This is a genomic window from Paenibacillus jiangxiensis, from assembly GCF_046098255.1.
GTDB classification, from domain to species: domain Bacteria; phylum Bacillota; class Bacilli; order Paenibacillales; family Paenibacillaceae; genus Paenibacillus; species Paenibacillus jiagnxiensis.
Genome location: NZ_JBJURI010000006.1, coordinates 177442 through 201448, shown reverse-complemented (window position 1 = coordinate 201448; position 24007 = coordinate 177442). Strand labels below are relative to the sequence as shown.

The 24007-nt window shown below is 54.1% G+C and carries 16 protein-coding genes; 9 read left to right on the top strand and 7 right to left on the bottom strand.

The window, feature by feature from the left end; all coding sequences use genetic code 11:
- The first annotated feature begins 131 nt into the window (after positions 1–131).
- Positions 132–4454, top strand: a complete 4323-nt coding sequence (locus ACI1P2_RS08795) for a S8 family serine peptidase (protein ID WP_355318805.1) — start codon at positions 132–134, stop codon at positions 4452–4454.
- A gap of 92 nt (positions 4455–4546) precedes the next feature.
- Here the strand turns inward: ACI1P2_RS08795 and ACI1P2_RS08790 are convergent, their stop codons facing one another.
- Both ACI1P2_RS08790 and ACI1P2_RS08785 read right to left on the bottom strand, forming a co-directional pair.
- On the bottom strand, positions 4547–6082 hold the full coding sequence (locus tag ACI1P2_RS08790; protein WP_355318803.1) for a sensor histidine kinase: 1536 nt from the start codon (positions 6080–6082) through the stop codon (positions 4547–4549).
- The gene (locus ACI1P2_RS08785; RefSeq protein ID WP_355318801.1) at positions 6079–6765 is read right to left on the bottom strand and encodes a response regulator transcription factor; all 687 of its coding nucleotides are present in this window, start codon (positions 6763–6765) and stop codon (positions 6079–6081) included. Before ACI1P2_RS08785 ends, ACI1P2_RS08790 begins: the two co-directional genes overlap by 4 nt.
- A 269-nt stretch (positions 6766–7034) precedes the next feature.
- Between ACI1P2_RS08785 and ACI1P2_RS08780 the strand changes: the two genes are divergently transcribed.
- The 5 genes from ACI1P2_RS08780 to ACI1P2_RS08760 all read left to right on the top strand — a co-directional run bounded on the left by ACI1P2_RS08780 (position 7035) and on the right by ACI1P2_RS08760 (position 12767).
- The gene (locus ACI1P2_RS08780; protein WP_355318799.1) at positions 7035–9428 is read left to right on the top strand and encodes a glycosyltransferase family 39 protein; all 2394 of its coding nucleotides are present in this window, start codon (positions 7035–7037) and stop codon (positions 9426–9428) included.
- A 20-nt stretch (positions 9429–9448) separates the two neighbouring features.
- Positions 9449–10549 carry a glycosyltransferase family 2 protein gene (locus ACI1P2_RS08775; RefSeq protein ID WP_355318797.1) on the top strand — a complete coding sequence of 367 codons (1101 nt, stop codon included), beginning with the start codon at positions 9449–9451 and terminating at the stop codon, positions 10547–10549.
- Positions 10550–10554: 5 nt separating this feature from the next.
- Positions 10555–10968, top strand: a complete 414-nt coding sequence (locus ACI1P2_RS08770; RefSeq protein ID WP_355318860.1) for a GtrA family protein — start codon at positions 10555–10557, stop codon at positions 10966–10968.
- Complete coding sequence (galU, locus tag ACI1P2_RS08765) at positions 10962–11858, top strand: UTP--glucose-1-phosphate uridylyltransferase GalU (RefSeq protein WP_355318858.1); 897 nt, start codon at positions 10962–10964, stop codon at positions 11856–11858. Before ACI1P2_RS08770 ends, galU begins: the two co-directional genes overlap by 7 nt.
- Positions 11859–11942: 84 nt before the next feature.
- Positions 11943–12767, top strand: a complete 825-nt coding sequence (locus ACI1P2_RS08760; protein WP_355318795.1) for a class I SAM-dependent methyltransferase — start codon at positions 11943–11945, stop codon at positions 12765–12767.
- Positions 12768–13115: 348 nt separating this feature from the next.
- Here ACI1P2_RS08760 and ACI1P2_RS08755 read toward each other — a convergent pair whose 3' ends face one another.
- Together ACI1P2_RS08755 and arfA are read right to left on the bottom strand one after the other, a co-directional pair.
- Positions 13116–13856 carry a glycerophosphodiester phosphodiesterase gene (locus ACI1P2_RS08755; protein ID WP_355318793.1) on the bottom strand — a complete coding sequence of 247 codons (741 nt, stop codon included), beginning with the start codon at positions 13854–13856 and terminating at the stop codon, positions 13116–13118.
- 125 nt (positions 13857–13981) lie between these two features.
- The gene (gene arfA / locus ACI1P2_RS08750; protein WP_355318791.1) at positions 13982–15499 is read right to left on the bottom strand and encodes an arabinosylfuranosidase ArfA; all 1518 of its coding nucleotides are present in this window, start codon (positions 15497–15499) and stop codon (positions 13982–13984) included.
- A 376-nt stretch (positions 15500–15875) separates the two neighbouring features.
- On the opposite strand from arfA, the gene ACI1P2_RS08745 reads away from it, so the two are divergent.
- Positions 15876–16580, top strand: coding sequence for a DsbA family protein (locus tag ACI1P2_RS08745; RefSeq protein ID WP_355318789.1), 705 nt, complete (start codon positions 15876–15878; stop codon positions 16578–16580).
- Positions 16581–16650: 70 nt separating this feature from the next.
- Here ACI1P2_RS08745 and ACI1P2_RS08740 read toward each other — a convergent pair whose 3' ends face one another.
- Genes ACI1P2_RS08740 through ACI1P2_RS08730 form a run of 3 tightly spaced genes read right to left on the bottom strand, consistent with a single transcriptional unit; the run spans position 16651 to position 19692 of the window.
- A complete protein-coding gene (locus ACI1P2_RS08740) occupies positions 16651–17523 on the bottom strand; it encodes a carbohydrate ABC transporter permease (RefSeq protein WP_408976176.1) in 873 nt (290 codons plus the stop codon).
- The gene (locus tag ACI1P2_RS08735) at positions 17523–18404 is read right to left on the bottom strand and encodes a carbohydrate ABC transporter permease (RefSeq protein ID WP_355318785.1); all 882 of its coding nucleotides are present in this window, start codon (positions 18402–18404) and stop codon (positions 17523–17525) included. The genes ACI1P2_RS08740 and ACI1P2_RS08735 overlap by 1 nt, the downstream gene beginning before the upstream one ends.
- A gap of 34 nt (positions 18405–18438) precedes the next feature.
- Entirely contained in the window at positions 18439–19692 is a 1254-nt protein-coding gene (locus ACI1P2_RS08730; RefSeq protein ID WP_355318783.1) for a sugar ABC transporter substrate-binding protein, read from the bottom strand.
- Between the two features lie 386 nt (positions 19693–20078).
- Between ACI1P2_RS08730 and ACI1P2_RS08725 the strand changes: the two genes are divergently transcribed.
- Positions 20079–23444, top strand: coding sequence for a GH36-type glycosyl hydrolase domain-containing protein (locus ACI1P2_RS08725; protein WP_355318781.1), 3366 nt, complete (start codon positions 20079–20081; stop codon positions 23442–23444).
- 80 nt (positions 23445–23524) lie between these two features.
- Positions 23525–24007, top strand: a 483-nt coding sequence (locus ACI1P2_RS08720; RefSeq protein WP_355318779.1) for a LacI family DNA-binding transcriptional regulator, incomplete at its 3' end; no start/stop codon positions are given.

Sequence of the window (24007 nt, the reverse complement as noted above, 5' to 3'; positions counted from 1 at the left end):
CAAAACTATATATTCACCCAGTCACCATGGTGTAATTCCCAAAAGGAAGGAGGCCAAGCACAACCCGGCAGACGCTCCAACTCGTTGCAATTCAAAGAATTATATTTTGGATGAAAAGAGGGGAATCGTTGTTGAAAAAGCATTCTTTCCTGCGAAAATTACCAGCCGTTTCACTTGCATTTATTCTTGCTGCCGGACTTTCTCTGCCATCCACCGGCCTGGCTTCCCAAGTTGATCCTTCACAGACCGGGCTTGAACTGGATGCTCCGCGTTCAGAGCTGCAGGCCGCTCCGGAACCTGCCTACATTTCACCGGAACTGGACACCTCTTCTTCCAAGAAAGTAAATGTTATCGTTCAGCTCAGCAGCGAGCCAATCGCTGTCAAAAGATTCACCGCCCGGGGATTGGGAACATTCTCCGCCCGTTCCGCCGAATCCTCCATCTCCAAGGAACAGAATTCATTGGTCGAACTCGCCAAACAACAGGGCATCCCTCTGACCGTCAACTATAAGTACAATACGGTGCTTAACGGTATGGAAGTCACGGTCCCTGCCGATAAAATTCCCGCCCTGTCCAAGCTGCCCGGAGTGAAATCCGTCTATGAGAACAAGACCTATTTCTCCATTCCGGTTGAGGAACCGGCGGCTCCCACAGCGGAAGAAGCGACTTATGATATCCTCTTTGATGAAGCGCCGCTGAAGCAGATCGGTGTGCCGGAGGCCTGGGCTCAGGGACTGACAGGCGAAGGCATCAAGGTCGGCGTCATTGATACCGGCATTGATTACAACCATCCCGACCTGAAGGATGCCTACAAAGGCGGTTACGACTCCTTCTATCAGGACAACGACCCATATGAGGAACCGCCGCTTACGGTAAGTGAAGACCCTTACGGTGTCGGCTTCACGGGAACTTCGCATGGCACACACGTGGCCGGTACAATTGCCGGACAGGCCAAAAATACCACATCCGACATTGTGCAAAAGGGCATTGCCTACAATGTTGACCTGTATGCTTACAAGGTGCTTGGCCGCAACGGGTCCGCAGCTCGGGCTTCCGGCTCTTCCGCCCAGGTCATCGATGGCATCGAACGGGCCGTCAAGGACGGGATGGACGTCATCAACCTGTCCCTCGGCTCTGATCAGGAGAAGGACCCCAACTCGCCGGATTCCATCGCCATCAACAACGCGGTGCTGTCCGGTGTGGTAGCCGTCATTGCAAACGGCAACGCAGCAGATGCGACAAACGGGCCCTATTTCTATTCCATGGGATCTCCCGCCTCCTCGCAGCTTGGGATTTCCGTAGGTGCGGCAACGTCGCCGGGTTATACCTTCACCGCATCGGCGTTCGTAACGGCGGATACGTACAGCTCGGTCACCGATACCACCTATCATGATTTCAATATGATGGGCTGGAGAACAAGCGATGAGGATTTTTCCAGCATTCTCGGCATCGAGCCACTGGATCTTGTATATGTGGATCTGGGTCAGATAGAGGACTATGAAGGCCTTGACGTGGAAGGCAAAGTAGTTCTTATTTCCCGCGGCAACCTGGCCTTCGTGGACAAAATCGCTATCGCCAAGGAGCATGGCGCCAAGGCAGCCATTATTTTCAACGGCAATGTCAGCGGCCAGGACAGCAATCAGGCGGATCTGTCCGAGAACGTTCCGAACCGGAATGATTACAGCTATACCAGCCTTGGGGATAGCCTGGGCTTCATTCCAACGTTCGATATGAAAGGCGGAGAGGGCCGTGCCCTGGCGCGCAGCATTCTGGCCAGCGGAGGACAGTTCGCATCCGTCACGTTCGGTAACGATTATCCACGGTACGATGTCGCCGGAGACACCATCGCTTCATTCAGCTCCCGTGGGCCGAACAGCGACGAACTGCTTGGAATCAAGCCGGACGTGGTTGCTCCGGGCGTAAATATTATGTCGTCTTACCCTGAATGGAGCAAATATATTGAAGATGCTTCCTATGAGGAGGCCTACGAACGCAGCAGCGGAACGAGCATGGCTTCCCCGCACGTAGCCGGTTTGGCGGCTCTGCTCGTGCAGGAGCATCCGGATTGGACTCCGTTCGATGTGCGCGCAGCCCTGGCCAATACATCCGATGCCCTGCATGACGAGGACGGCACGCTATATGACGTCTATTCGCAGGGTGCAGGACGCGTCAATATCGCCAAAGCCATCGAAACCCCTGCCCTGCTGCAGACGGTTGAGCAAATTTCCATTTTGAATAAGGATCTGAATTACCAAAATGTCACCAACTACGGCTCTTCCGCAAGCTTCGGCGTTATGCCGGCCGGCAGTGCAGCCAAGCAAATCCAGCTTCAGCTGAAAAACGTATCCTCAGGCAGTGTGAAGTACAATGCTTCAGTTGTGATGCATCCAGACGTAACTTTGGAACTTCGTGTTGACGATCCTGTACCGACACCGGATGTGAACAACATTAAGGTCGAGCTGCAAGGAATCGACGGAGGAACGGTTTCGGCGGCGGCTGGCAGCACAGAGTCCTTTGCATTGTCCGTACAGCCAACGGCAGGAGCTGCTGACGGTGTGTATGAAGGCGAAGTCATCCTGGAAAGCGCAGGTCTTCCTACGCTGCATCTGCCATTCTCCGTCCATGTTGGGGACGAGCAGCCGGTTACCGGCTTAGGCTTGCAGGAGATGACCTTGTCAAATCCGGTCATCACTCCTAACGGTGACGGCAAGCAGGATACAACCGACATCTCCTTCCGCCTGACCGCAGGCAATACCGACTACATTGAGCTTCAGATCTACGGTGTGAATGACCAATTGGTCGGAGTAGTGGATGCGATTTCCAGCGATTCTGGCTTCCTGCAGCAGGGTGCCTACCAGTTTAAAGACTTCGACGGTTCCTATGTAGGGCTCGATGTCTACGGCAACCTGGAAACAGATGAGAACGGGAACCCGATATACCGACACCTGACCGATGGAGTCTATAAAATAACGCTTCTTGCACCGAAGCTGGACAAAAACGGAAACTACACCTTCTATGAAGGCGCTCTGGACGCATACTACGCATCCAAAGCACTGCGTGTCGATAACACGCCAGCTAACCCTAGTAACCCTGGTAACGGCGGTGGTGGTGGCGGACATGACGATGACGACGATGATGACAAAGGGTCCGGCGGCAGCGGCGGATCTGGTGGTGGCGGCGGTGGTTCCACAACCCCAAGCCCGACACCGACACCAACTCAGTCTGCTCCTGTGAGCGCCGGCAGCATTCAGACGGTTGTGCAGCAAGGACAAACCGCCCAGGCTGTGGCAGCCTCCGCGATTATCAGCGGCAATGCGCAGGCATTGACCGTAACCGATGCGAACCTGCAAGCTGCTTTGACCGCAGCCGGCCAGTCACCGGCAGCCATCATCGTCTCGGCCAACAATCAGGGCACGGCTACAACCAAGCTGACGCTTACTGCTGCACAGATTGAAGTGCTGAAAGGCGCAGCCGCAGACAGCAGCCTGATTTTGAACAGCAACGGAGCTTCGTTGGCTCTTCCGCTGTCCCTGTTAAGTTCCGTGACTTCCGGCGCCAGCCTTGAGCTGATCGTCAGCAGCGAAGCACAGGCGGCATCTGACTTCACGAACGGCTTTGCAGGGGCTTCGGTCATCGGCACGCCGACAGCGTTTGAAGTCAATGTCCTCTCCGGTTCGGCCAGCAAGCCCATTACCGTACCGGCCGGAGTCCGAATTCTCCGCGCCTTCACCGTTCCGGGCGAGCTCGAAGCCAATACGGCAGGCGTATTGTATACCAACAACGGCAAGGTGTATCCTGCCCCTTCCGTCTTCAGCAGCCAGGCGGACGGAACGACCGTCGTGAAAGTGAGCCGTTCAGGCTTCTCGACCTATGCGACGGCTTCCAGAGCAGTGAATTTCAATGATATTTCGTCATCGTACGCTCAATCTGAAATTCAATCTCTGGCGCGCAAGCTACTGGTCAACGGCACCTCGGAAACGGCCTTTTCACCGAAGAAGAACGTCACACGCGCCGAGTTTGCAGCCATGCTGACACGTGCGCTCGGACTGCAGGCGGCAGCGAGCACGCCATTCTCCGACGTAAGCTCAAGCAGCTGGTATGCCAGTGATGTCGGGGCAGCTTACCAGGCCGGATTGATCACCGGACGGCCGAACGGCACGTTCGATCCAGGCGCCAATATTAGCCGTCAGGAAATGTCGGTCATGCTGGCCAAGGCCATCGACCTGCTGAAAATCACTCCTGATGCACAGGGTTCAGCACGTGCCCCTTACGCCGATGCTTCCTCGGCCGCTGCCTATGCTCAGGGCAGCATTGAGAAAGTAACGGCCGCCGGGCTGATGAACGGCGAAATAGCAGGCGGCTCTTCCTTCTTCAAACCGCAGGCCCCAACCACACGTGAGGCGGCGGCAAAAGTGCTTTACCTGCTGTTGCGGGAAGGCGAGCTGATCAACTGATAAGCAGACAGGCAAAAAAAGCTGCAGCGGAGGTTCGCCTCCGGCTGCAGCTTTTTCATTTTCAGTAGACTGAACAATTCCGCCCTGAAAATTCAAGGCAGTTCTCCAATCCGTCCGGGATGCTGTCCGGGCAAGGGCAGCTTTACCCGAAAGACGCTGCCTTTTCCGGGCTCGCTCTCTGCCTCAATCACACCGCCGTGCGCCTCCACAATGGATTGGGAAATGGCCAGCCCCAGTCCGGCGCCGCCGGAGCTGCGCGTGCGGGACGAGTCACCGCGGAAGAAACGTTCGAAGATGCGTGCCAGCTGCTCTTTGCTCATACCAGCTCCGTTATCGCGCACCGACAGCACGGCTGTCCTGGAACCCGCTGAAAGCGTGATGGCAATGATCCCATGCTCGGGGTACGTGTGCTGAACTGCATTATGAAAAAGATTTAGAATGACCTGCTTGATGGCATCCGGGTCTGCTAGCACATGCACTGCCCCCGTAAGATTAAAGGTCACTTCCCGGTCGCCTGCGAGCATCCGGAGCTGTGGCTTCATGGAGAGCAGCAGGTGATCGAGGGCCGTATCCTTCAGCTCCATCTCCGGCTTCCGGTCCATTTTTGCCAGCAGCAGCAGATCCTCCACCAGCTTGTTGATTCGCTTGGATTCCCCGTGCATGCTCTCCAGCGCAGCCTGCAGCTGGGCCGGATTGGACGCAGCCCCCCGCAGCAGCACCTCCAAAAAACCGTGGATCGACGTCAATGGTGTACGCAATTCATGCGAGGCATCGGCAATAAACCTCCTCATCTGCTGCTGTGCCTCCCTTTCGGCAGCAAAGGCCGCTTCCAGACGGCTGAGCATCCCGTTAAAGGACACCGCCAGCCGGTCGATTTCATATTGTCCCTGGTTCGATTCAAAGCGCTCGGTTAAATTTCCCGCATCAACTCTCTTTACCGCCCTGACCATCTCGGAGAGAGGAACCAGCGTCCGCCGCAGTACAGGCAGCATCAACGCAAGCCCGCCGGCCAGAGCGAGTAAAGCCAATGAAATAAAGATCAGGAGCTGTCTCAGCAGCAGGTCACGCATGGGACCTATGCGGTAACCCATCTGTACAAGGTCACCGCCATTCCCTCTTGGGCCTCTGCTTGGCCGGACAATGACAAGCTGCTCGTTTCCTTGCACATCCTGTACGAGCAGATAATCTCCCCTCCTGCCCGGCACGTCTGCAGTATTGCGCGCTTCCTCGTACTCCTCTGCCGACAGCTGTGGAGACGAAAGACCATTTTCAGCAGACAGATCCGTAAAGGTGCCATCCTTTCCGATCACGGCAACGGAGGTATCCGGCATAAACAGAAACCGCGGCCGCTCCTGCTGCGGCATCTGGTCTTTCTTGCTCCTCGTATCCGGAGCACCGCTCTCCGCGAGCGGCCGCCATTTGGCGAATAACTCTACCGGCATCGTGCGGAGCTGGGCTTCCATCGTTTCCACACGGCTGCGGTACAGGAAATCCTTCATCAATACATATTGGAGAAAGCCGATAAACGCCAGCAGCACAGCCACGATAAGGATCGTTCTCGCCAGCAGCTGCGATCGCAGGGAACGAAGCGCAAGAACGTCCCGCCAGCCTTTTTTTCTCCTTATCATGGCAAATCCATCCGGTAGCCGACACCGCGCAGTGTCCGAATCAGTTTGTGCTCCTTGTCCTGCAGTTTATCGCGCAGAGAGCGGACATAGACCTCCACAATGTTGTCTTCCCCGCCAAAATCATAACCCCACACCCGGTCCAATATCCGGGCTTTGCTCAGTACCAGTCCATGATTTAGCACCAGCAGCTTAAGCAGCTCATATTCGGTCGGAGACAGCTCCAGCACACGGTCGGCATATTTGATTTCCCTGCGCCGGTCATCGATGCAAAAAGGTCCGTAGACCACCTCGCCCAGCAAATCGGGAAACTGATTGCGCAGCCGTGCTTCGATGCGGGCCAGCAGCTCTTCAAAATTAAATGGCTTGACCAAATAATCGTCAGCGCCCAGCTTGAGCCCTTTCACCCGGTCGTCGACCTCATCCTTGGCCGTCAGCATAATTACGGCAATATTGTCCCCCGTCTCCTTCAGGCTGCTGCAGACCTCAAAGCCGTTCATTTCCGGCATCATGACATCCAGCACCGCCACATGGGGCCTGAATTCTCTCGCCGCCTCCAGCGCCTCTTCGCCGTTCGCGGCTTTCCTGACCTCAAATCCCTCATTTGCCAGCCCAAACTCCAAAAATTGCAATATATGCGGTTCATCATCCGCAATTAATATTTTCACGCCGTTCAGCGTACTCATCCCGTTTTCATCCTTTCAAGTCAGACCGCGCTTGGCGGCAGTTTTCCTTTCGATATCCCGAATCCATCCTTCGAAATTTATACTTTCGGACAATTAACATACTTATTATGCCGCCCTCACCTGAATTTTGGCTGAAAATGACGGCAGAGATGACTTTTTGAACAACCTCTTTCAGCGAACATTCAGCCAGGCTTCATAGCTGATTCAGGTAGCGGGGGCATGATGGAAGTACCCAATAAGCTAACAAGCACAAGGAGTGATTGATGCATATGAACAAAACATGGCAAAGCCGGATGGACATCCCGCTAATGCTCATTATGGTTTTATCCGCATTTCTGGGCGGATATAACATCTGGCAGGATCAATACGCCAATACCTACTACACGACGGCCGTGGCGGCCATGCTGGAAAATTGGCATAACTTTTTCTTTGCTTCCCTGGACTCGGCAGGCTCGGTGTCCATTGACAAGCCCCCTGTCACCTTCTGGATTCAGACGCTGAGCGCCTACATTTTCGGGCTTCACGGCTGGAGTGTCATTCTGCCGCAGGCCTTTGCCCAGGTAGGCTCGGTGCTGCTGATCTACCTGCTCGTTAAGCCAACCTTCGGTCTTGCTGCGGCACGCCTCTCGGCGTTTGCCATGGCATGTACGCCGGTGGCGGTAGCCGTGGCGAGAACGAACAACATTGACAGCATGCTCGTTTTCACCCTGCTGCTGGCAGCGTGGTTTTTGTTCCGCGGTATCCGAAAGGGCAAAATCGCAAGCGTCATCGCAGCATTCGCCATTATAGGCGTCGGCTTTAACATGAAAATGCTTCAAGCGTACATGGTTCTGCCCGCCTTCATTCTCATTTATGTATTGGCAGGCAAAGTGAACTGGAGACGCAAAACAGCCGTGCTGGCCGGATCGGCGGCAGCGCTGCTGCTGGTGTCCCTGTCGTGGCCGCTGATCGTAGATTCAACCCCCGCGGATGAACGACCCTACGTCGGAAGCAGCGGCACCAACTCCGTCATGAATCTGGCATTCGGGTACAATGGCGTGTCCCGCCTGACGGGAGACCGCAGCACAGGTCAATCCGGCGGGGACGGCAATATGAATAGAACCGGTATGATACGACAGGATCAAACGTCCGCAGACACCAGCTCACAGTCCGACGATGCGGGCACAGACTCAAGCTCAATGCTGCAGCAGAACGGAGCAGGAAGCTCCACCGGAGATAACAGTTCCGGCAGCGTTTCGAATGGTTCAGGAAGCTCGGGCAGTTCGGACAGTTCGGGAAGCTCGGGAGATTCAGGAGACTCAGGCGATGCGAGCGGCCAAATGCAAATGCCTTCGGGTGGCTTTGGCGACAATGCAAACGGTGGTCCGGGCGGCACAGGCGCAGACAGCGATGGTGGAATGATCGGAGGCCCCGGAAGCGGCATGGGTGGTGCCCCCGGCGGCGGAAGTGGAGGCGGCATGTTCGGCACCGGCGATCCCGGCCCGCTGCGCTTGTTCCAGAAGGAGCTTTCCGGCCAGGCCAGCTGGCTGCTGCCGTTCGTCGCTCTGGCCAGCGTAGCGTTGCTTGCAAGCTTCAGATGGCGCAGCTTCACCATGAAGCATAAGGAAATTCTTTTCTGGCTGGCATGGCTGGTGCCGGTAGTCGCATTTTTCAGTATCGCGGGCTTCTTCCATCATTATTACCTGATTATGCTGGCTCCTCCGATCGCCGCTCTGTTCGGCGCAGGATCAATGGAGATGTGGAAGCTGTACCGCGATCGCGAGAAGCGCCTCGGCTGGCTGCTGCCGGCGGCGGTGCTCGTCACTGCCGTCTTTGCATGGTACATCATGCAGGCATATAACGACACGATCGGTAGTTACTGGTCTATCGGCACGCTAGTCCTTGGCATCATCGGCGCGGTTCTGCTTGCGGTATTCCGCAGCGGCGCTCCTGCCAAGGTAAAGACAGCTCTTGTCATCAGTCTGCTCGCCGTGTTCATCGGTCCGGTATATTGGGCTTTCACCCCCATTGTATACGGCGGAAACAGTATGATTCCCCAGGCCGGACCAAGCCAGAGCGGCTTTGGAATGGGCGGAGGCTCCGGCAGTGGCGGTATGACAATGCGGGAAGGCCGTGGCTTTGGAGAAAACGGTTCCTCTAATACGGGAGCGGCGGCAGATTCCGGGAACGATGTGCCAGACGCTCCAGCGAGTAATAACCGGACGGATCGCGGAAGCGGCTTTCAGGGCAGTTCCATGAGGGGTGGCGGCGGTCCGGGCGGCTCGGAGAGCGTAGACGAAAAGCTGCTTGAGTATCTGCGCGACCATAACACTGGCGAAGAATATTTATTCGCCACGATGAACTATGGCACAGCGGCTCCTTATATGATCGATGAACGCGAAAAAGTCATCATTTTAAACGGGTTCGTGCAATCGGATCCTGTCTATGACACTGCAAAGCTTGAGGCTCTCGTGAAGAGCGGGAAGGTTAAATATTTCCTGGTGTCCGAAGGCGGCCAAGGCGGCCCGGGTGGTGGCAATTCCGAACTGACCGAATGGATACAGGAGAACGGTACCGAAATTCCTGCCACAGAATGGCAGTCATCATCAGATAGCGCGGATTCCAATGCCTCACAGGGCGGGAGAAGCGCAAACCTGACTCTGTACGAAGTGACACTTCAGTGAATAACAAAGGAGGAATCACCATGACGGATGGGCGGAATACGAAGCAGGTGCGGTACTCCGTAATCATACCGATGTATAACGAGGAGGCGGTCATCACCGAGACCTATCGGCGGTTGAAGCAGGTCATGAACGGGATGGGCGAACCTTATGAGCTGATCTTTGTAAATGACGGCAGCAAGGACAGAAGCGCGGCGCTGGTCCGGCAGTTTAGCAAAAGCGATGACACGGTCATGCTGCTTGATCTCTCCCGCAACTTTGGCCATCAGCTGGCCATCACGGCCGGTATGGATTATGCCTCGGGGGATGCGGTCATCGTCATTGATGCCGACCTCCAGGACCCTCCGGAGCTGATTGCGGATATGGCCGCCAAATGGAGGCAAGGATTTGAGGTGGTTTACGCCAAGCGGACCAAACGCAATGGGGAGACCTTGTTCAAAAAATGGTCAGCTAGCCTTTTCTACCGTGTACTGCGCGCATCCACCGAAATTTCCATCCCGGTGGATACCGGGGACTTCCGCCTGATGGACCGCAGGGTCGTCGAGGAACTGAAACGGCTGCCGGAAAACAACAGGTTCGTACGCGGATTGGTAAGCTGGGTTGGCTTCCGCCAGACAGCTATCGAATACGAGCGTGATGAACGACTGGCAGGCGAGACGAAATATCCGCTCAAGCGGATGATCAAGCTCTGCCTGGACGGAATTACCTCATTCTCCTACAAGCCTCTCAAGCTTGCAGGTTATCTGGGCGCATTGCTGTCCTTCGCCGGCTTTCTGTTTCTCGTCTACGCGATTGGCGTAAAGCTGTTCACGGATACGGTGGCCAAGGGCTGGACCTCCATGATCAGTCTGCAGCTCATCTTCAATGGCGTCATTCTGATCATGCTGGGCATTATTGGCGAATATGTGGGGCGGATCTATGATGAGACCAAAGCACGCCCGCTGTACATCGTTCGTGAATGCGTGACCGGCGGTAGCCTGGAAGATCCGCAAGACCCGACCTATACGCCCGGGGACATAGACACATCCACAGGGCGGGATCGCCCGGAAGCGGCGTCTGCCGGCAGAATGCCCCGGGCAAGCGGCAGCGCTTATGCGAACCGCAGCTCCGGCAAAGGCGCGTGACGGCGATGAGAGCCCTCATCGGTCAATTTCTTCGCTTCGGCACGGTCGGAGCGCTGAACACCGGCATCGATTATATCATATTCATTGCGCTGACCTGGGGAGGCATGCTGCCTCTGCCTGCACAGATCATTTCGTATCTGTGCGGTGCGGCCAACAGCTACCTGCTGAACCGCGGCTGGACCTTCCGCGGCAGCAGCGACCAGTCCCCGCAGTCCAGGCAGCTGATCTCTTTTATCATTGTAAATTTGATTACACTGGCCATTACGGCAGCAGTGCTGGAGGGGCTCCGGTATGGAACCTCCTGGTCCCTTCCCGCCTGCAAGCTGATTGCAACACTCGCCGGACTGGCCATCAACTATACAGGCAGCCGATTCTGGATATTCGGCTCCAGACAAGGAAAGGAACGTGATGCATCATGAAAATCAGAAAAGCTGTCATTCCCGCCGCAGGCCTCGGAACCCGTTTCCTTCCGGCAACCAAAGCGCTTCCCAAAGAAATGCTGCCCATCGTCGACAAACCGGCTATTCAATATATTGTAGAAGAAGCGGTTATGTCCGGTATCGAAAGCATCATCATTGTCACCGGGCGGAATAAAAAGGCCATCGAGGACCACTTTGACAAGTCGGTCGAGCTTGAGCAGGTGCTGAAGGACAAAGGCAAGTCAGATCTGCTGAAGCAGGTGCAGAGCATCGGAGGCACCGCCAGCATTCACTACATCCGGCAGAAGGAGCCGCTCGGACTGGGGCATGCCGTATTATGCGCCCGCCATTTCATCGGCAATGAACCCTTTGCCGTCCTGCTCGGCGACGATATTATGGTGTCCCACCCGCCTGCCATCCGGCAGCTGATGGATGTGTACGATACGACCGGCAAGCAGGTAGTCGCGGTCCGAACGGTGCCGCAGGAGGATGTCAACAAATACGGAATTATTGCAACCGCTTCTTCAGACGCCCAAGTGCAGGAAGTCACCGGTCTCGTGGAAAAGCCTGCCCATGAACAGGCGCCATCCCGCAGTGCGGTCATCGGGCGTTATGTGCTTGATCCCTCCATTTTCCCGATACTGGAGAGCATGAAGCCCGGTGCGGGCGGCGAGTACCAGCTGACCGACGCGCTGCATGAGATTGCATGGCGGCGCGGGCTGCTCGCTCTTGAGCTGGAGGGCCGCCGCTATGATATCGGTGATAAAGCAGGCTACCTGGAGGCGGTGCTGGAGATGGGCATGCAGCGTGAAGATCTCTATCCAGCCTTGTCCTCGCTGCGTGAACGTTTTGCACAAATCTCAGGCATTCCTGACAAAAAAATCATTTAAGCCGCTCTTTCTCTCCTTTTCTTCCGGGATATACAATACAATGGATTATAAGCTATCTCGAAAATACGAGACAGGAGGCGTCCCATGAGCATCCCGGAAGGAAACCTGCTTAGCAATGTCGAGCGTTTTACAGGATTTGCTGACGGTTATGACCGCAGCAGGCCGCAAGCGCCGACCGTCGTCCCGGAGCTGATCCTCCGCTATTTAGGGCGCAAGCCCGCGCTTGTGGCGGATGTCGGCTGCGGCACCGGATTGTCCACCATGCTGTGGAGAAGCTGGGCGGATCGGATCGTTGGTATTGAACCGAATACCGATATGATCACTGTTGCAAGAGAAAAACTGGCTAATTCCAATGACACGGACAACATTTCGTTTGAACACGGTTTTTCCAATGCTCTTCCCTTTGCGGTCCAATCCGTTGATGTCATCACATGCTCACAATCCTTTCACTGGATGGATCCTGACAGTACGCTGAAGGAATTCGGACGCGTACTCGTACAGGGCGGTGTATTTGCGGCCTATGACTGTGACTGGCCTCCCTCGCTGGAGTGGGAGACGGAGGATGCTTACAACCGAATTTTGGCTAAGGCTGATGATATTATCCAACGGCTTGCGCCTGAGCAGCAGCAGGCACGTAAATGGGATAAAAGCAGTCATTTGGACAGAATGGCAGCCAGCGGTGTTTTCCGGTTCACCAAAGAAATCGTATTTCATCACCATGAGCCGTTCGACGCAGACCGCTATGTACGGCTTGCCCTCAGTCAGGGAGGCGTTCAGACCGTCTTCAAGCTCGGCTCCTCCGAGCTCGATGAAGACCTGGTTCACTTCAGCGCGCTCGCCGGCAAAGCCTTCGCTGGCAAAACGCTTGAGCTGATGTTCAGTTATCGGATGAGGGTGGGAATCAAATAGGTAGGATCTATTGAGCCGAGAGATCTGCTTTTGTGCTTAGTGAGGCGCTCCGAGAACGAAGCATTCCTACAATCGCTGTTGACCCTTCGGGCCAAAGGCGAACGCTCCGCTTTTCCGGAATTGCTTCGTCTTCTCCGCTGCTTCGTGCAATGGCTCAAACTAAACAACACAAAAGTTACTCTTGCGCGGCTCAAAAAGCTCCTTCAGTGATTCCTGTTATTGCAAAAAAAGGTCAAAGACAGCGAGAAAAATTCTACTGCCTTTGACCTTTTTGCTCGTAGAATGGAAAGGGAATGATCCTTATATCCCTACCGAAAAATAATATGATTCATCTGGCTGTATATCGATTTAGGACACACTGGCCGTAAGCAGCTCATGAAGGAGCTCTGGGTAGTCCGTAATAATCCCGTTCACGCCCGCTGCAATCAGCGACTTCATTTCTTCAGCTTCATTAACCGTGAACGGGTTATACACAACCCCCGCCTCTGCAGCGGCGGCAACCCATTCAGGGGTGACAGCTTCTTTATAAGGGTGGAGGGCTGTGGCGCCGAATGTGCGCGCATATTCCCACGGCTGATACAACCCTTCTATATAGAGAACCCCGGTCTGGATATCGGGGGCTATTTTGTTACACTCTGCCAGTGAATAATGGTTGAAGCTCGAAATGAGAACCTGTTCCTCCAAACCGGCCTTTTTAACGGCAGCAATCACTTGCTCTTCCATACCGGAATAGGGACGGATGCTGTTCTTCAGCTCCAGATTGAGGATGATGCCGGTACCTGCCACCAGGTCAAGGAGCTCCTCCAGAAAAGGCAGCTTCTCCCCCTTAAAAGCTTCGCCAAACCAGGAGCCCGCATCCAACTCACGGATTTCCTCTGCCGTAACCTCCTCAACCAGGCGTTCATCTCCAGTCGTGCGCAAAAGATATTCATCATGGATGAGGACAAGCTGACCGTCCCGTGTCCGCTGTACGTCCGTCTCAATCCCCGTTGCGCCTAGCTCCAGCGCCTGCCGAAAAGCGGCCATCGTATTCTCGGGACAGGTCCCTGAAGCCCCGCGATGGGCAAAATTGATCACTTTGTTAGTCATTGCAAGCCCTCCCTCATTTCTGTTGCCTGGACTCATTGTACCCCGGCTGTGTACGAAGGATGTTAAAAAGCCAAAAATATAAGCCATGCCCGAATCCAACAGGCATGGCTCTATGCATAAAAAAATCACTGTGCTTTACGCAACCTAATTACATTCCAGGATGCTTTGCCAAGGCGTGCGGTCAGGATGCCACCGTCCAGCTTGGAGCTTCCGCCGCTGCGGGGAGCTACCTTTTCCTCGCCAGGTCCGTTCGCCGCTTTGAGATCCTCATGCTCCATGACAATATGCTCCACGATGCTGTACCCCTCGAAGCTGCGCACGTCACACGTCAGGTCCAGTCCTTCAGATAGATGGCGATTCACCGCGAAGATGGTCAGCGCCTCTCCCGCCTCATCATATACAACAGCACTGTCCAGATACGGAACATCCGTGAAATCCTTGGCGTCATATTTAGGAGAATCCACCACAGGCATCAGGGACACGCCACGCCCGAATTGGGAAGCATGCATATAAGGGTAGAAAATCGTCTGCTTCCAGGCACGGCCGTTGTTCTCCGTCATGATCGGAGCGATCACGTTTACGAGCTGGGCAAGGCAGGCCATTTTCACACGATCGGCATGACGGAGGAATGTAATCAGCATGCTGCCGACCAGCAGCGCATCCTCAAAGTTATAAATATCCTCCAGCTGCGGAGGAGCGATCGTCCATGGTTCAATCTTCGTGTCCGCTTCATTGGAATGGTACCAGACGTTCCATTCGTCAAAGCTGAGCATCATTTTCTTCTTGCTGCGCTTCTTCGCCTTGATGTAATCGCATGTGGAAATGACTGTATGAATAAAATGGTCCATATCCATGGAACGCGCAAGATAGTTGGCGGTGTCATTGTCCCGGTTGCCATAATACTGGTGCAGGGATATGTAATCAACCGCATCGTACGTATGATCGAGAGTAGTGGCCTCCCATTCCGGGAAGGTAGGCATGGCGGAGCTTGAGCTGCCGCAGGATACCAGTTCAATGTCGGGGTCGATCAATCTCATCGCCTTCGCTGTCTCCAGCGCCAGTCTGCCGTACTCCTCCGCTGTCTTGTGTCCGATTTGCCATGGGCCGTCCATTTCGTTGCCGAGACACCATGTCTTGATCCGATGTGCCTGCTCCACCCCATGACTGCGGCGCAGGTCGCTGTATTTGGAGCCTCCCGGGTGGTTGCAGTATTCCACCAGATTGCGGGCGGCGTCAATGCCGCGTGTGCCGAGATTGACGGCCATCATGACCTCCGAGCCAGCTTCTTTGGCCCATTTTATAAATTCATTCGTGCCTACTTCATTCGGCTCCACCGTTCTCCAGGCAAGCTCCAGCCGCTTCGGCCGGGATTCAACAGGACCGACGCCATCCTCCCAATTGTAGCCGGAGACAAAATTCCCGCCCGGGTAACGGATAATCGGCACGTCCAGCTGCTTGACCAGCTCCTTCACATCATTCCGGAAACCGCTTTCATCAGCGGACGAGTGCGTGGGCTCGTAAATGCCACCATACACCGCACGTCCCAAATGCTCAATAAAGGAGCCGTAAATCCGTTTATCCACCTCGGCAATCCGGAAAGATTTATCAACGATCATTTTGGCTTTCAGACCTGTTGTTGCCATGGATACCATCCTCTCTCAATAAGAAAAATTCGGAATATGCAAACCTGATCATTACCGTTTCGCGCACAACGAATATAGCATACGGTCGAATAGTCGTCAATATATACATTAATAGTTAATGTTTTTATTAATTATTGTATTCTCAAAAACAGGCGGGCAAAGCAGGTAGGACCTTCATGGTTGCCCATAACAGCATCATATCCAGCTATATGGAACTTTTAGGAGAGACAAACTTGTCTTGAGAGGTCTTTTTGAGAGAAACCGGGTGGTATAGCGTAAATTCATAGAACATCATTATGACAAATGTAATTCTATCAATCACCTCTCTTCTGGTATAAATAAATGGATATTCACCTTTGAAAAGGAAGGGAGATGAATGATGAAACGGAATAAGGGATTCAGAGTCATCTGGTGGTGCGCAGCGCTTGTTGTTCTGCTGCTTGTTTTAACAGGGCTGAACTGGTATGGAAAGCAGGCCTCAGGTATCGAGGATTTGCCCAATTATACGGATGTGAAAGGCAAAATTACGGTGGACGGCTTTAAGTACGAGAAACAGCCTTTTATCGGGCAGCCGGACGCTCCGGTGAAGGTCATCGAGTTTGGGGATTTTAAATGCCCGGCCTGCAAGCAATGGCATGCCACCGTGTATCCACAGTTTAAGGAAGAGTTTGTGGACACAGGCAAAGTGCAGTTCTATTTCATGAACTATGCTTTTCTGGACAGGGACTCCATCCTTGCAGGCAGCGCGGGGGAAGCCATCTATCGGCAGAATCCGGAGGCTTTTTGGGACTACTATAGCAAGCTGTATGAGAATCAGCAGTCCGAAAGTAAAATCTGGGCGACACACGAATTTCTGATCAACTTTGTGAAGAAAAATATAACAGCAATTGACTACCAGCAGTTCGAGGCCGACCTGAGGGGCAACACTTATCTTGCAGACGTAAAAGAAGATTACAAAATCGGCGGGTATTACGGCGTGAACGGCACCCCCGCTTTTTTCGTGAACGGCAAAATATTAAGAAGCATGGATTACGAAGAACTAAAAGCGGCGATCAACCGGGAACTGCAGGCCGCTCCGTAATCGTAATCCGTTAAATCGACAGAAAGAGGCGACACCGCCTTGAAGGGATGCCGCCTCTTGATCGTTCACTCTACTTGATGCCTGAAATGGTGTAGTTGTCGATAATGTATTTTTGAAAAATGATAAAAATGATGATGATCGGAACGACCATGAAGGCCGATCCGGCCATTTGCAGCGCATATTGGCTCTCGTTCTGTCCCTTCAGCAAAGAGAGGCCGACCGACAGGGTATACAGCTTCTCATCATTGGCAACGATGAGCGGCCACAGAAAGCTGTTCCAGCCCCCGATAAAAGTCAGAATGGCCTGCACTGCCAGAATCGGCGTCGAAATCGGAAGCACAATCTGCAGGAAGGTCCGGAACTCCCCGGCTCCATCCAGACGGGTCGCCTCAAGCAGCTCGTCCGGAATAGTGGTCATAAACTGGCGGAACAGAAAGATGGCAAACGCCCCCACCAGCCCCGGCAGTACGATGCCCGCCATCGAGTTGGTCAGGTTCAACTGGTTGAGGATCAGATATACAGGGATCATGGTCACCTGCCCTGGGATCATCATCGTAGCCAGCACCAGATAAAAGAGAACTCCTCTTCCTTTAAAATGGAACTTGGCAAAACCATATCCGGCCATCGCATTCAGGAACAGACCGATGAACGAGAAAAAAACAATGATCAGCGTATTTTTCAGATAAACCCCGAATGCCATGTCGTCAAACAGATTGCGGAAGTTCTCCAGCGTGAATTGCTGCGGCCAGAGCGTCGGCGGAATCTGCTTTACTTCTGCTTCCAGCTTGAATGAGGACAGGATCATCCATACAAAGGGGAGCAGCATCAGCAGCCCGCCAATAGTCAGGAGTATGCCGATCGTCCATTGAAACGCTTTTTCTCTGCTTTTGGTTTTGCCGCCGGACTGTTCGATTGCTATTTTCACAGAATCACCTCTCTCCATCAGGACTCCGCTTTGTTCTGCAGACGGAACTGGATCAATGTGATCGCGATGATCGCGAAGAACAGCACGAATGACCCCGCCGCCGCATAACCGAACTGGCTGAACTTGAATCCGTTGTTGTAAATAAACAGAGCTGCTGAGATCGTGCCGTCGAGCGGTCCGCCGTCGGTCATGACAAACGGCTCCTCGAAAAACTGCAGCCAGCCGATCATCGTGGTGATCGAGACAAAAAAGATCGCAAAGCGCAGCTGCGGCAGCGTTATATACCAGATTTGCTGCCAGCTATTCGCCCCGTCCAGTTGAGCCGCCTCATAATAGGATTTCGGAATCCCCTTGATCGCCGCGATGAAGATGATCATGTTCAGCCCTATCCCCCTCCATACCGCGAGAATGATCAGCGATATTTTGGCTGTCGTCGGCTCGGTCAGCCACGGAACCGTTCCCAGATTCCACTCCGAAAGCAGATAGTTGAACAGCCCAAGTGTAGGGTTGTACAGGTAGCTCCAAACGACTGCCACCGCGACCACGTTGGTTACGGACGGCAGATAATATACGACGCGGAATGCGCTGAACAGCCGAGATTCCCCCATATTAATCAGGATGGCCACGGCCAGTGAGAGCAGCAGCACAAGCGGTACGCCTATGACCACATAAAACAGCGTATTTAAAATTGCTTTATGGAAAGCAGGATCTGCCAAAACATTGATGTAGTTCTCCAGTCCAATGAACTGAATATTGCCGTAATCGACCAATCCTGACAGATCCATATCCGTGAAGCTTATGACAAGCGCGAGCAGAATCGGCACCAGCGAGAACACGGTAAGCAGTATTACCGAAGGGCCTATGAATAAATATGGCGCTAATTTCGAGCTCCCTTTCATACATTCACTTCCTTTGCTTAATCCGGATACTTCCCTACTTTTTCAAAATGCTCGCCGCCTGCTCGTTGAAGGCATCCAGTTCTGTCTGCGCGTCAGCCCCGCCGCGGTAAATGCGCTCAAAGCTCTTCAGATACTGCTGGGCGATCTCCTCCCATGCGGCAATCTGTGGCATAGGCTCGGCATGATCCAGCTGCTCACGGATAATTTTCAGGTTCGCGTCTTCCTGAAGACCGGGATCTTCCCATGCTTTCTTATTCGCCGGCAGCACACTCGCTAGCTCCATCCATTTCAATTGGGTCTCAGGCTTGCTCATGTAAGCCAAAAATCTGGCAGCTTCATCCTGACGCTCGCTGAACTGGAAGATCGCCAGATCGGAGCCGCCCAGCACGGAGGTATTGTTCTCTTTGGCCGGAAGCTGTGTGACCGCCCATTTGCCTTTCAGCTCGGGGGCCTGCTCTTCAATCTGCTTGATCATATACGGTCCGCTGATGAACATCGGAGCGATGCCTTCCCCCTTAAGTCCCTGCACCGAATCAATGCCAAGATCAGTTGCATTGGAGCCATTCTGGAAAAAGCTGTTCAAGTATTCGACGGCCTCCACAAATTCCGGCTGATTAAACAGCGGATTGCCCTGCTCATCCATAATCCTGGAGCCGTTTTGCCGTGCCAGCATAAAGGAAAGCGACTGCTCCTTCGGGTTGAACGAAATGCCATATTTGCCTTCACCGCGGGCAGCCAGCTTCTGCGCCGCATCGGACAGCTCTTCCCAGGTCTTCGGACCTTGAGGATAACCGACTTCCGCAAGAAGATCGGTGCGGTAGAACAAAATCTGCGCTTCCGTATACCACGGCACGGCAATCATCTTGTCCTCAAATTTGGTGGTGGAAACCGCCCCATCAAAGAAATTGTCCTCCGCGAGCTCGGGATACTGGCCGGCATACTTCGAAAGATCAAGCAGCGCGCCTGCGCTGGCAAACTCAGGAACCCAGGAGGTGCCCATCTGCACCACGTCCGGACCTGATTTCGAAGCAACCGCCGTCAGCAGCTTATCGTGGGCGTTATCCCATGGCAGAGCCTGTACCTCTACCTTGATGTCCGGATTTTCCTCTTCAAATTGTTTGACGATATCGGGCAGCGCCTGCGCTTCCGCGCCCATCCCCCACAGGGTGAGTGTCGTCTGCCCATCCTTCTCCGCTCCTGGCGACGTATCCCCGGATGAGCAGCCTGCGAGCGCCCCCATCATCAGCATGGAAGCGGCCAGTACGATCCCCAGTTTTCTTTTCCACATATCCATTCCTCCCGATTGTGCTTTGAAGTAATATGCCCGGAAATGCTTGTAACCCCTAATCCATGTACAGTCTATTGTGATGACTTTATAGAAACGTTTCGATTGTCATTATAAAGCAAAATGAAACCGTATTCAATAGGGTCCGAAAATATTATAATGCATGGGAAAATGATCGGATATACACATATATCAACCTATAAACGGTTAACTTTCGGCAATATAGCCACTCTTCTTTCGTTTGACTCCCTTTCCGGAAGCAGATATAATCCACTTAACCCCTTTATAGAAACGTTTCGAAAGCTTGTTTTCCGTCTATGCGAAGCCTAACAACAGGGACTGCCTGAAAGGAAGCTTGCGCTTAGTGAAATAAAGAAAGGAATGAGCTCATGACTACGTACACCGACTCCGGAACCCGCCTGCAGGCAGGCAATCTGTCCTTTGAATTTCTGAACAGCGGAGATATTTATCAAATTCGCTCCGGCGGTATGATGATCAACCAGCTGTTATCCAATGAGATTGACGGTTCTCTCAACAATTTGTATCTCCGTCTCCATAGAACTGACGGCATCCGCTCCTTCCCCCTGCTCGGTGTCCGCTCGTCCAGCCGGATGCGAAAGCACCGGAATCATATCGTGTGGGAAGGCTGTGCGGAAGATGTCGAATATAAAGTGATTTTCAGCCTGAGCAGCCGCAATGTCTGGTTCTGGGACGTTGAAATTGAAGGCAGCGGGGTGGACGCTGACCTGATTTATGGTCAGGATGTCGGTATAGCCGGCATAGGGGCCGTGCGCAGCAATGAGGCGTATTTGTCCCAGTACATTGATCATACCGTCTATCATGACGACATTCGGGGATATGCGGTATGCTCACGCCAGAACATGCCGCAGGAAGGGGCTTTCCCTTATTTGCAGCAAGGCTCCTTGACGGGAGCGGCCGCTTACTCCACGGACGGATTCCAGTTTTTCGGCCTATCGTATAAAAAAACGGATCTACCGGAAGCTCTGCTCAAGGATTCACTGGCGAATGAAGTCTATCAATATGAATTTGCCTATACGGCGCTTCAATCCAAGCATGTCTTCCTGAATGGAAAAGCGAGCTTTGTGTTCTATGGCTTGTACAGAGCTGACCACCCGGCAGCCGTGACGGCGCTCGAGTTCACAGACGTATTGGCCCAGGCCCGCGAAGAGGTGAGCGCTTCTCTCACCCTTACCGCTGCACTGCCTGCGGATATGTCCCAGGCACCAGCCCCGTCCGGAACAGGGCTTGCTGCAGGGGCGCCGTTGTCTGCGCTCCCGCTGAGCGAAGAGGAGATTAACGCCCTCTTCCCTAACCGCCGTGAAGAAGAGCGTGAAGGGGACGAGCTGCTCTCCTTTTTTACAGATACCTATGAGCATGTCGTTCTGCCAGCCAAAGAGCTGCGTGTTGAACGCCCTCACGGCCATATTCTGATGGGCGGGCACCTCGGCTCCAGGGAGGAAATCGTCACAACCACCTCCTACATGTACGGGATATTCAATTCCCAGCTTGTGGTGGGCAATACGAATTTCAATAAAATGATCACCCATGCCAGAAATCCGTTAAATGCACAAAAATCCTCCGGGCAGCGCATTTACGTTGAGATGGACGGCATTTACCGGCTGCTCTCCCTCCCCTCCCTGTTTGAGATCGGCTTTAATTACGTACGCTGGTATTACAAAATGGAAAAGGATACGCTGGTTATAACGAACAGTACGAATGTGGATTCCCCTGACGTACAACTGCATGTGAGCTCCATAAGCGGGCGTTCTTACCGTTTCCTGGTCACCCAGCAGATCTCCATGCATGTAAACGAATACGAACTTACGTTCCACATGGAACAATCCGGCGACAGCCTCGTCTTCCGATCCGGCCGGGCCGCGCTTAGTACGGAGGCCTACCCCGACCTGCAGTACAGCCTGCAAGTGCGGGGAACAGCCTTTGAAGCAGGTGATGAACGCATACTGAACAGCAGCGCAGTACCCGGCGGTGCATCCCTTGTTGCGCTTAAACTGAGCAGCACTCCCGAATGGACGCTCACCGTTCAAACCATGCTGTACGGCAAGCGAAAAGCCGCTGTCCCGACAGAGGATTGGGACACAGCTCGGGAAAATTACCGGCGCTGCCTGGGTTCGCTCATGAACGGCTTCAGGCTCCGGCAAAACGGACGCGAAACGGATCATCTATTCCGTTTTAATGCCCTTGCGTGGTGGTATACGCACAACATGCTCGTCCATTACACCGTTCCTCACGGCCTTGAACAGTATGGAGGAGCCGCCTGGGGAACACGGGACGTCTGCCAGGGGCCTGTGGAATACTTTTTGTCTACCCAGCATTTTGATGAGGTCCGCAGCATTCTACTGACGGTCTTCAGCCATCAGTACGAGGATACGGGAAATTGGCCGCAGTGGTTCATGTTCGACAACTATGCGAAAATCCAACAGGAAGAGAGCCACGGCGATATTATCGTATGGCCGCTCAAAGTGCTCGGGGATTATTTGACCGCAACTCGGGACTACAGTATTCTGGAGGAAAATGTGCCCTACACGGACCGGCATAGCTTCGAATTTACCCAGGAGACAGCTCCTGTACTGGAGCATGCACTGAAAGAAATCCAATATATCCGTGAACACTTCCTTCATGATACACACCTGTCCGCCTACGGGGACGGGGATTGGGATGATACGCTGCAGCCCGCCAATGCACAGCTCAAGCAGTATATGGCCAGCAGTTGGACGGTGGCCCTGACCTATCAGGCGGTCAGCCGTTTCGCCGCGGTGCTGGACGATTCCCCGTCAGCCGGAGCTGCAGCCCCGCTGCACGAAATAGCGGAGGGCATTCGCCGCGATTTTGAGCGCTACATGCTCGGCTCGGACGTAATCCCCGGCTTCGTCTATCTTGAAGATCCGGACAGCCCCAAGCTGATGCTGCATCCTACCGACTCGGAGACCGGCATTACCTGCCGCCTGCTGCCGATGACGCGCAGCATGATCAGCGAGCTGCTGACCAGAGAGCAGGCGCTCGCGCACGAAGCGCTGATCCGCGAGCAGCTGCTGTGTCCGGACGGCGTCCGCCTCATGAACCGCCCGGCATTCTATACCGGCGGCGTCAGCACGCATTTCAAGCGGGCGGAGCAGGCCGCCAATTTCGGACGGGAAGTCGGGCTGCAGTACGTCCATGCCCACATCCGCTACGTGGAAGCGATGGCCAAGCTGGGCCGGGCACAGGAGGCGTGGCACGGGCTCAGCGTCATCAACCCGGTGGGCATCCGGCACACGGTTCCGCATGCGGAACTGCGGCAAAGCAACGCGTACTTCAGCAGCTCGGACGGCAAATTCCGGACCCGTTATGAAGCGCAGGACCGCTTCGCAGAGCTGAAAGACGGCTCCGTTCCGGTTAAGGGCGGTTGGCGGATTTATTCCAGCGGTCCCGGCATCTATATGAACCAGCTGATCGCGGGCTGCCTGGGCATCCGCCAGTGCGAAGGCGATCTCGTCATCGATCCGGTGCTGCCCGCCGGGCTGAACGGATTGGAGTTCCAATTTGCCTATGCGGGAACACCGGTCACCTTCATATACCATCTGCAAGGCGGGGAACGCTCGGTGACTCTGAACGGCAGCTCCCTGGAATGGACGCCGGAAGGCAACCGTTACCGCGAAGGCGGCATGAGGATTACGCGGAAGCAGTTTGACAAAGGCCTCCTGGCAGATGGCAACCGGATCGAAATCACGCTGTAATCAACATCCGGAGGATTGGCTGAGGATGGCGATCTCTTCACGATCGCCATTTCCTTTTTGGAAATAGAGGAGGAACACCCATGGTCAGTATTAAAGATATTGCCCGGAAGGCAGGCGTCTCCATTTCGACCGTCTCTTATGCCCTGAACGGCAGTGACAAGGTGACGCCGGAAACATGCGCCAGAATTCTGGCAATCGCCAAAGAAATGAATTATGTGCCCAATGCGGCCGCACGCAACCTGAAGAAAAGGGAAACCCGCATCATCGGTGTATTTCTGACCGATTTCAGCGGTGACGTATACGGTGATTTATTGTACGGCATCAAGGAGATTCTAAACCGAAAGGGATACGATCTGATCGTGTGCAGCGGCAAGCAGTCGCACCGCATGCTGCCCGAGCGCATGATTGACGGAGCGATCGTGCTGGATCAGACGTTCTCCAGTGAGGAGCTGCTGCAGTATGCCGAACGCGGGCATAAGATCGTCGTCCTCGACCGGGAGCTGAACCACCCGAATGTGAACCAGGTGCTGCTTGACAACAAAGCGGGCGCCACGCTCGCCGTG

Bases quoted from the DNA above. Each gene is read 5' to 3' on its own strand.
- ACI1P2_RS08790 (WP_355318803.1), bottom strand. From the start codon at position 6,082: ATGATAAGGAGAAAAAAAGGCTGGCGGGACGTTCTTGCGCTTCGTTCC.
- ACI1P2_RS08785 (WP_355318801.1), bottom strand. From the start codon at position 6,765: ATGAGTACGCTGAACGGCGTGAAAATATTAATTGCGGATGATGAACCG.
- ACI1P2_RS08780 (WP_355318799.1), top strand. From the start codon at position 7,035: ATGAACAAAACATGGCAAAGCCGGATGGACATCCCGCTAATGCTCATT.
- ACI1P2_RS08775 (WP_355318797.1), top strand. From the start codon at position 9,449: ATGACGGATGGGCGGAATACGAAGCAGGTGCGGTACTCCGTAATCATA.
- ACI1P2_RS08770 (WP_355318860.1), top strand. From the start codon at position 10,555: ATGAGAGCCCTCATCGGTCAATTTCTTCGCTTCGGCACGGTCGGAGCG.
- ACI1P2_RS08760 (WP_355318795.1), top strand. From the start codon at position 11,943: ATGAGCATCCCGGAAGGAAACCTGCTTAGCAATGTCGAGCGTTTTACA.
- ACI1P2_RS08755 (WP_355318793.1), bottom strand. From the start codon at position 13,856: ATGACTAACAAAGTGATCAATTTTGCCCATCGCGGGGCTTCAGGGACC.
- arfA (WP_355318791.1), bottom strand. From the start codon at position 15,499: ATGGCAACAACAGGTCTGAAAGCCAAAATGATCGTTGATAAATCTTTC.
- ACI1P2_RS08745 (WP_355318789.1), top strand. From the start codon at position 15,876: ATGATGAAACGGAATAAGGGATTCAGAGTCATCTGGTGGTGCGCAGCG.
- ACI1P2_RS08740 (WP_408976176.1), bottom strand. From the start codon at position 17,523: ATGGAGAGAGGTGATTCTGTGAAAATAGCAATCGAACAGTCCGGCGGC.
- ACI1P2_RS08735 (WP_355318785.1), bottom strand. From the start codon at position 18,404: ATGAAAGGGAGCTCGAAATTAGCGCCATATTTATTCATAGGCCCTTCG.
- ACI1P2_RS08730 (WP_355318783.1), bottom strand. From the start codon at position 19,692: ATGTGGAAAAGAAAACTGGGGATCGTACTGGCCGCTTCCATGCTGATG.
- ACI1P2_RS08725 (WP_355318781.1), top strand. From the start codon at position 20,079: ATGACTACGTACACCGACTCCGGAACCCGCCTGCAGGCAGGCAATCTG.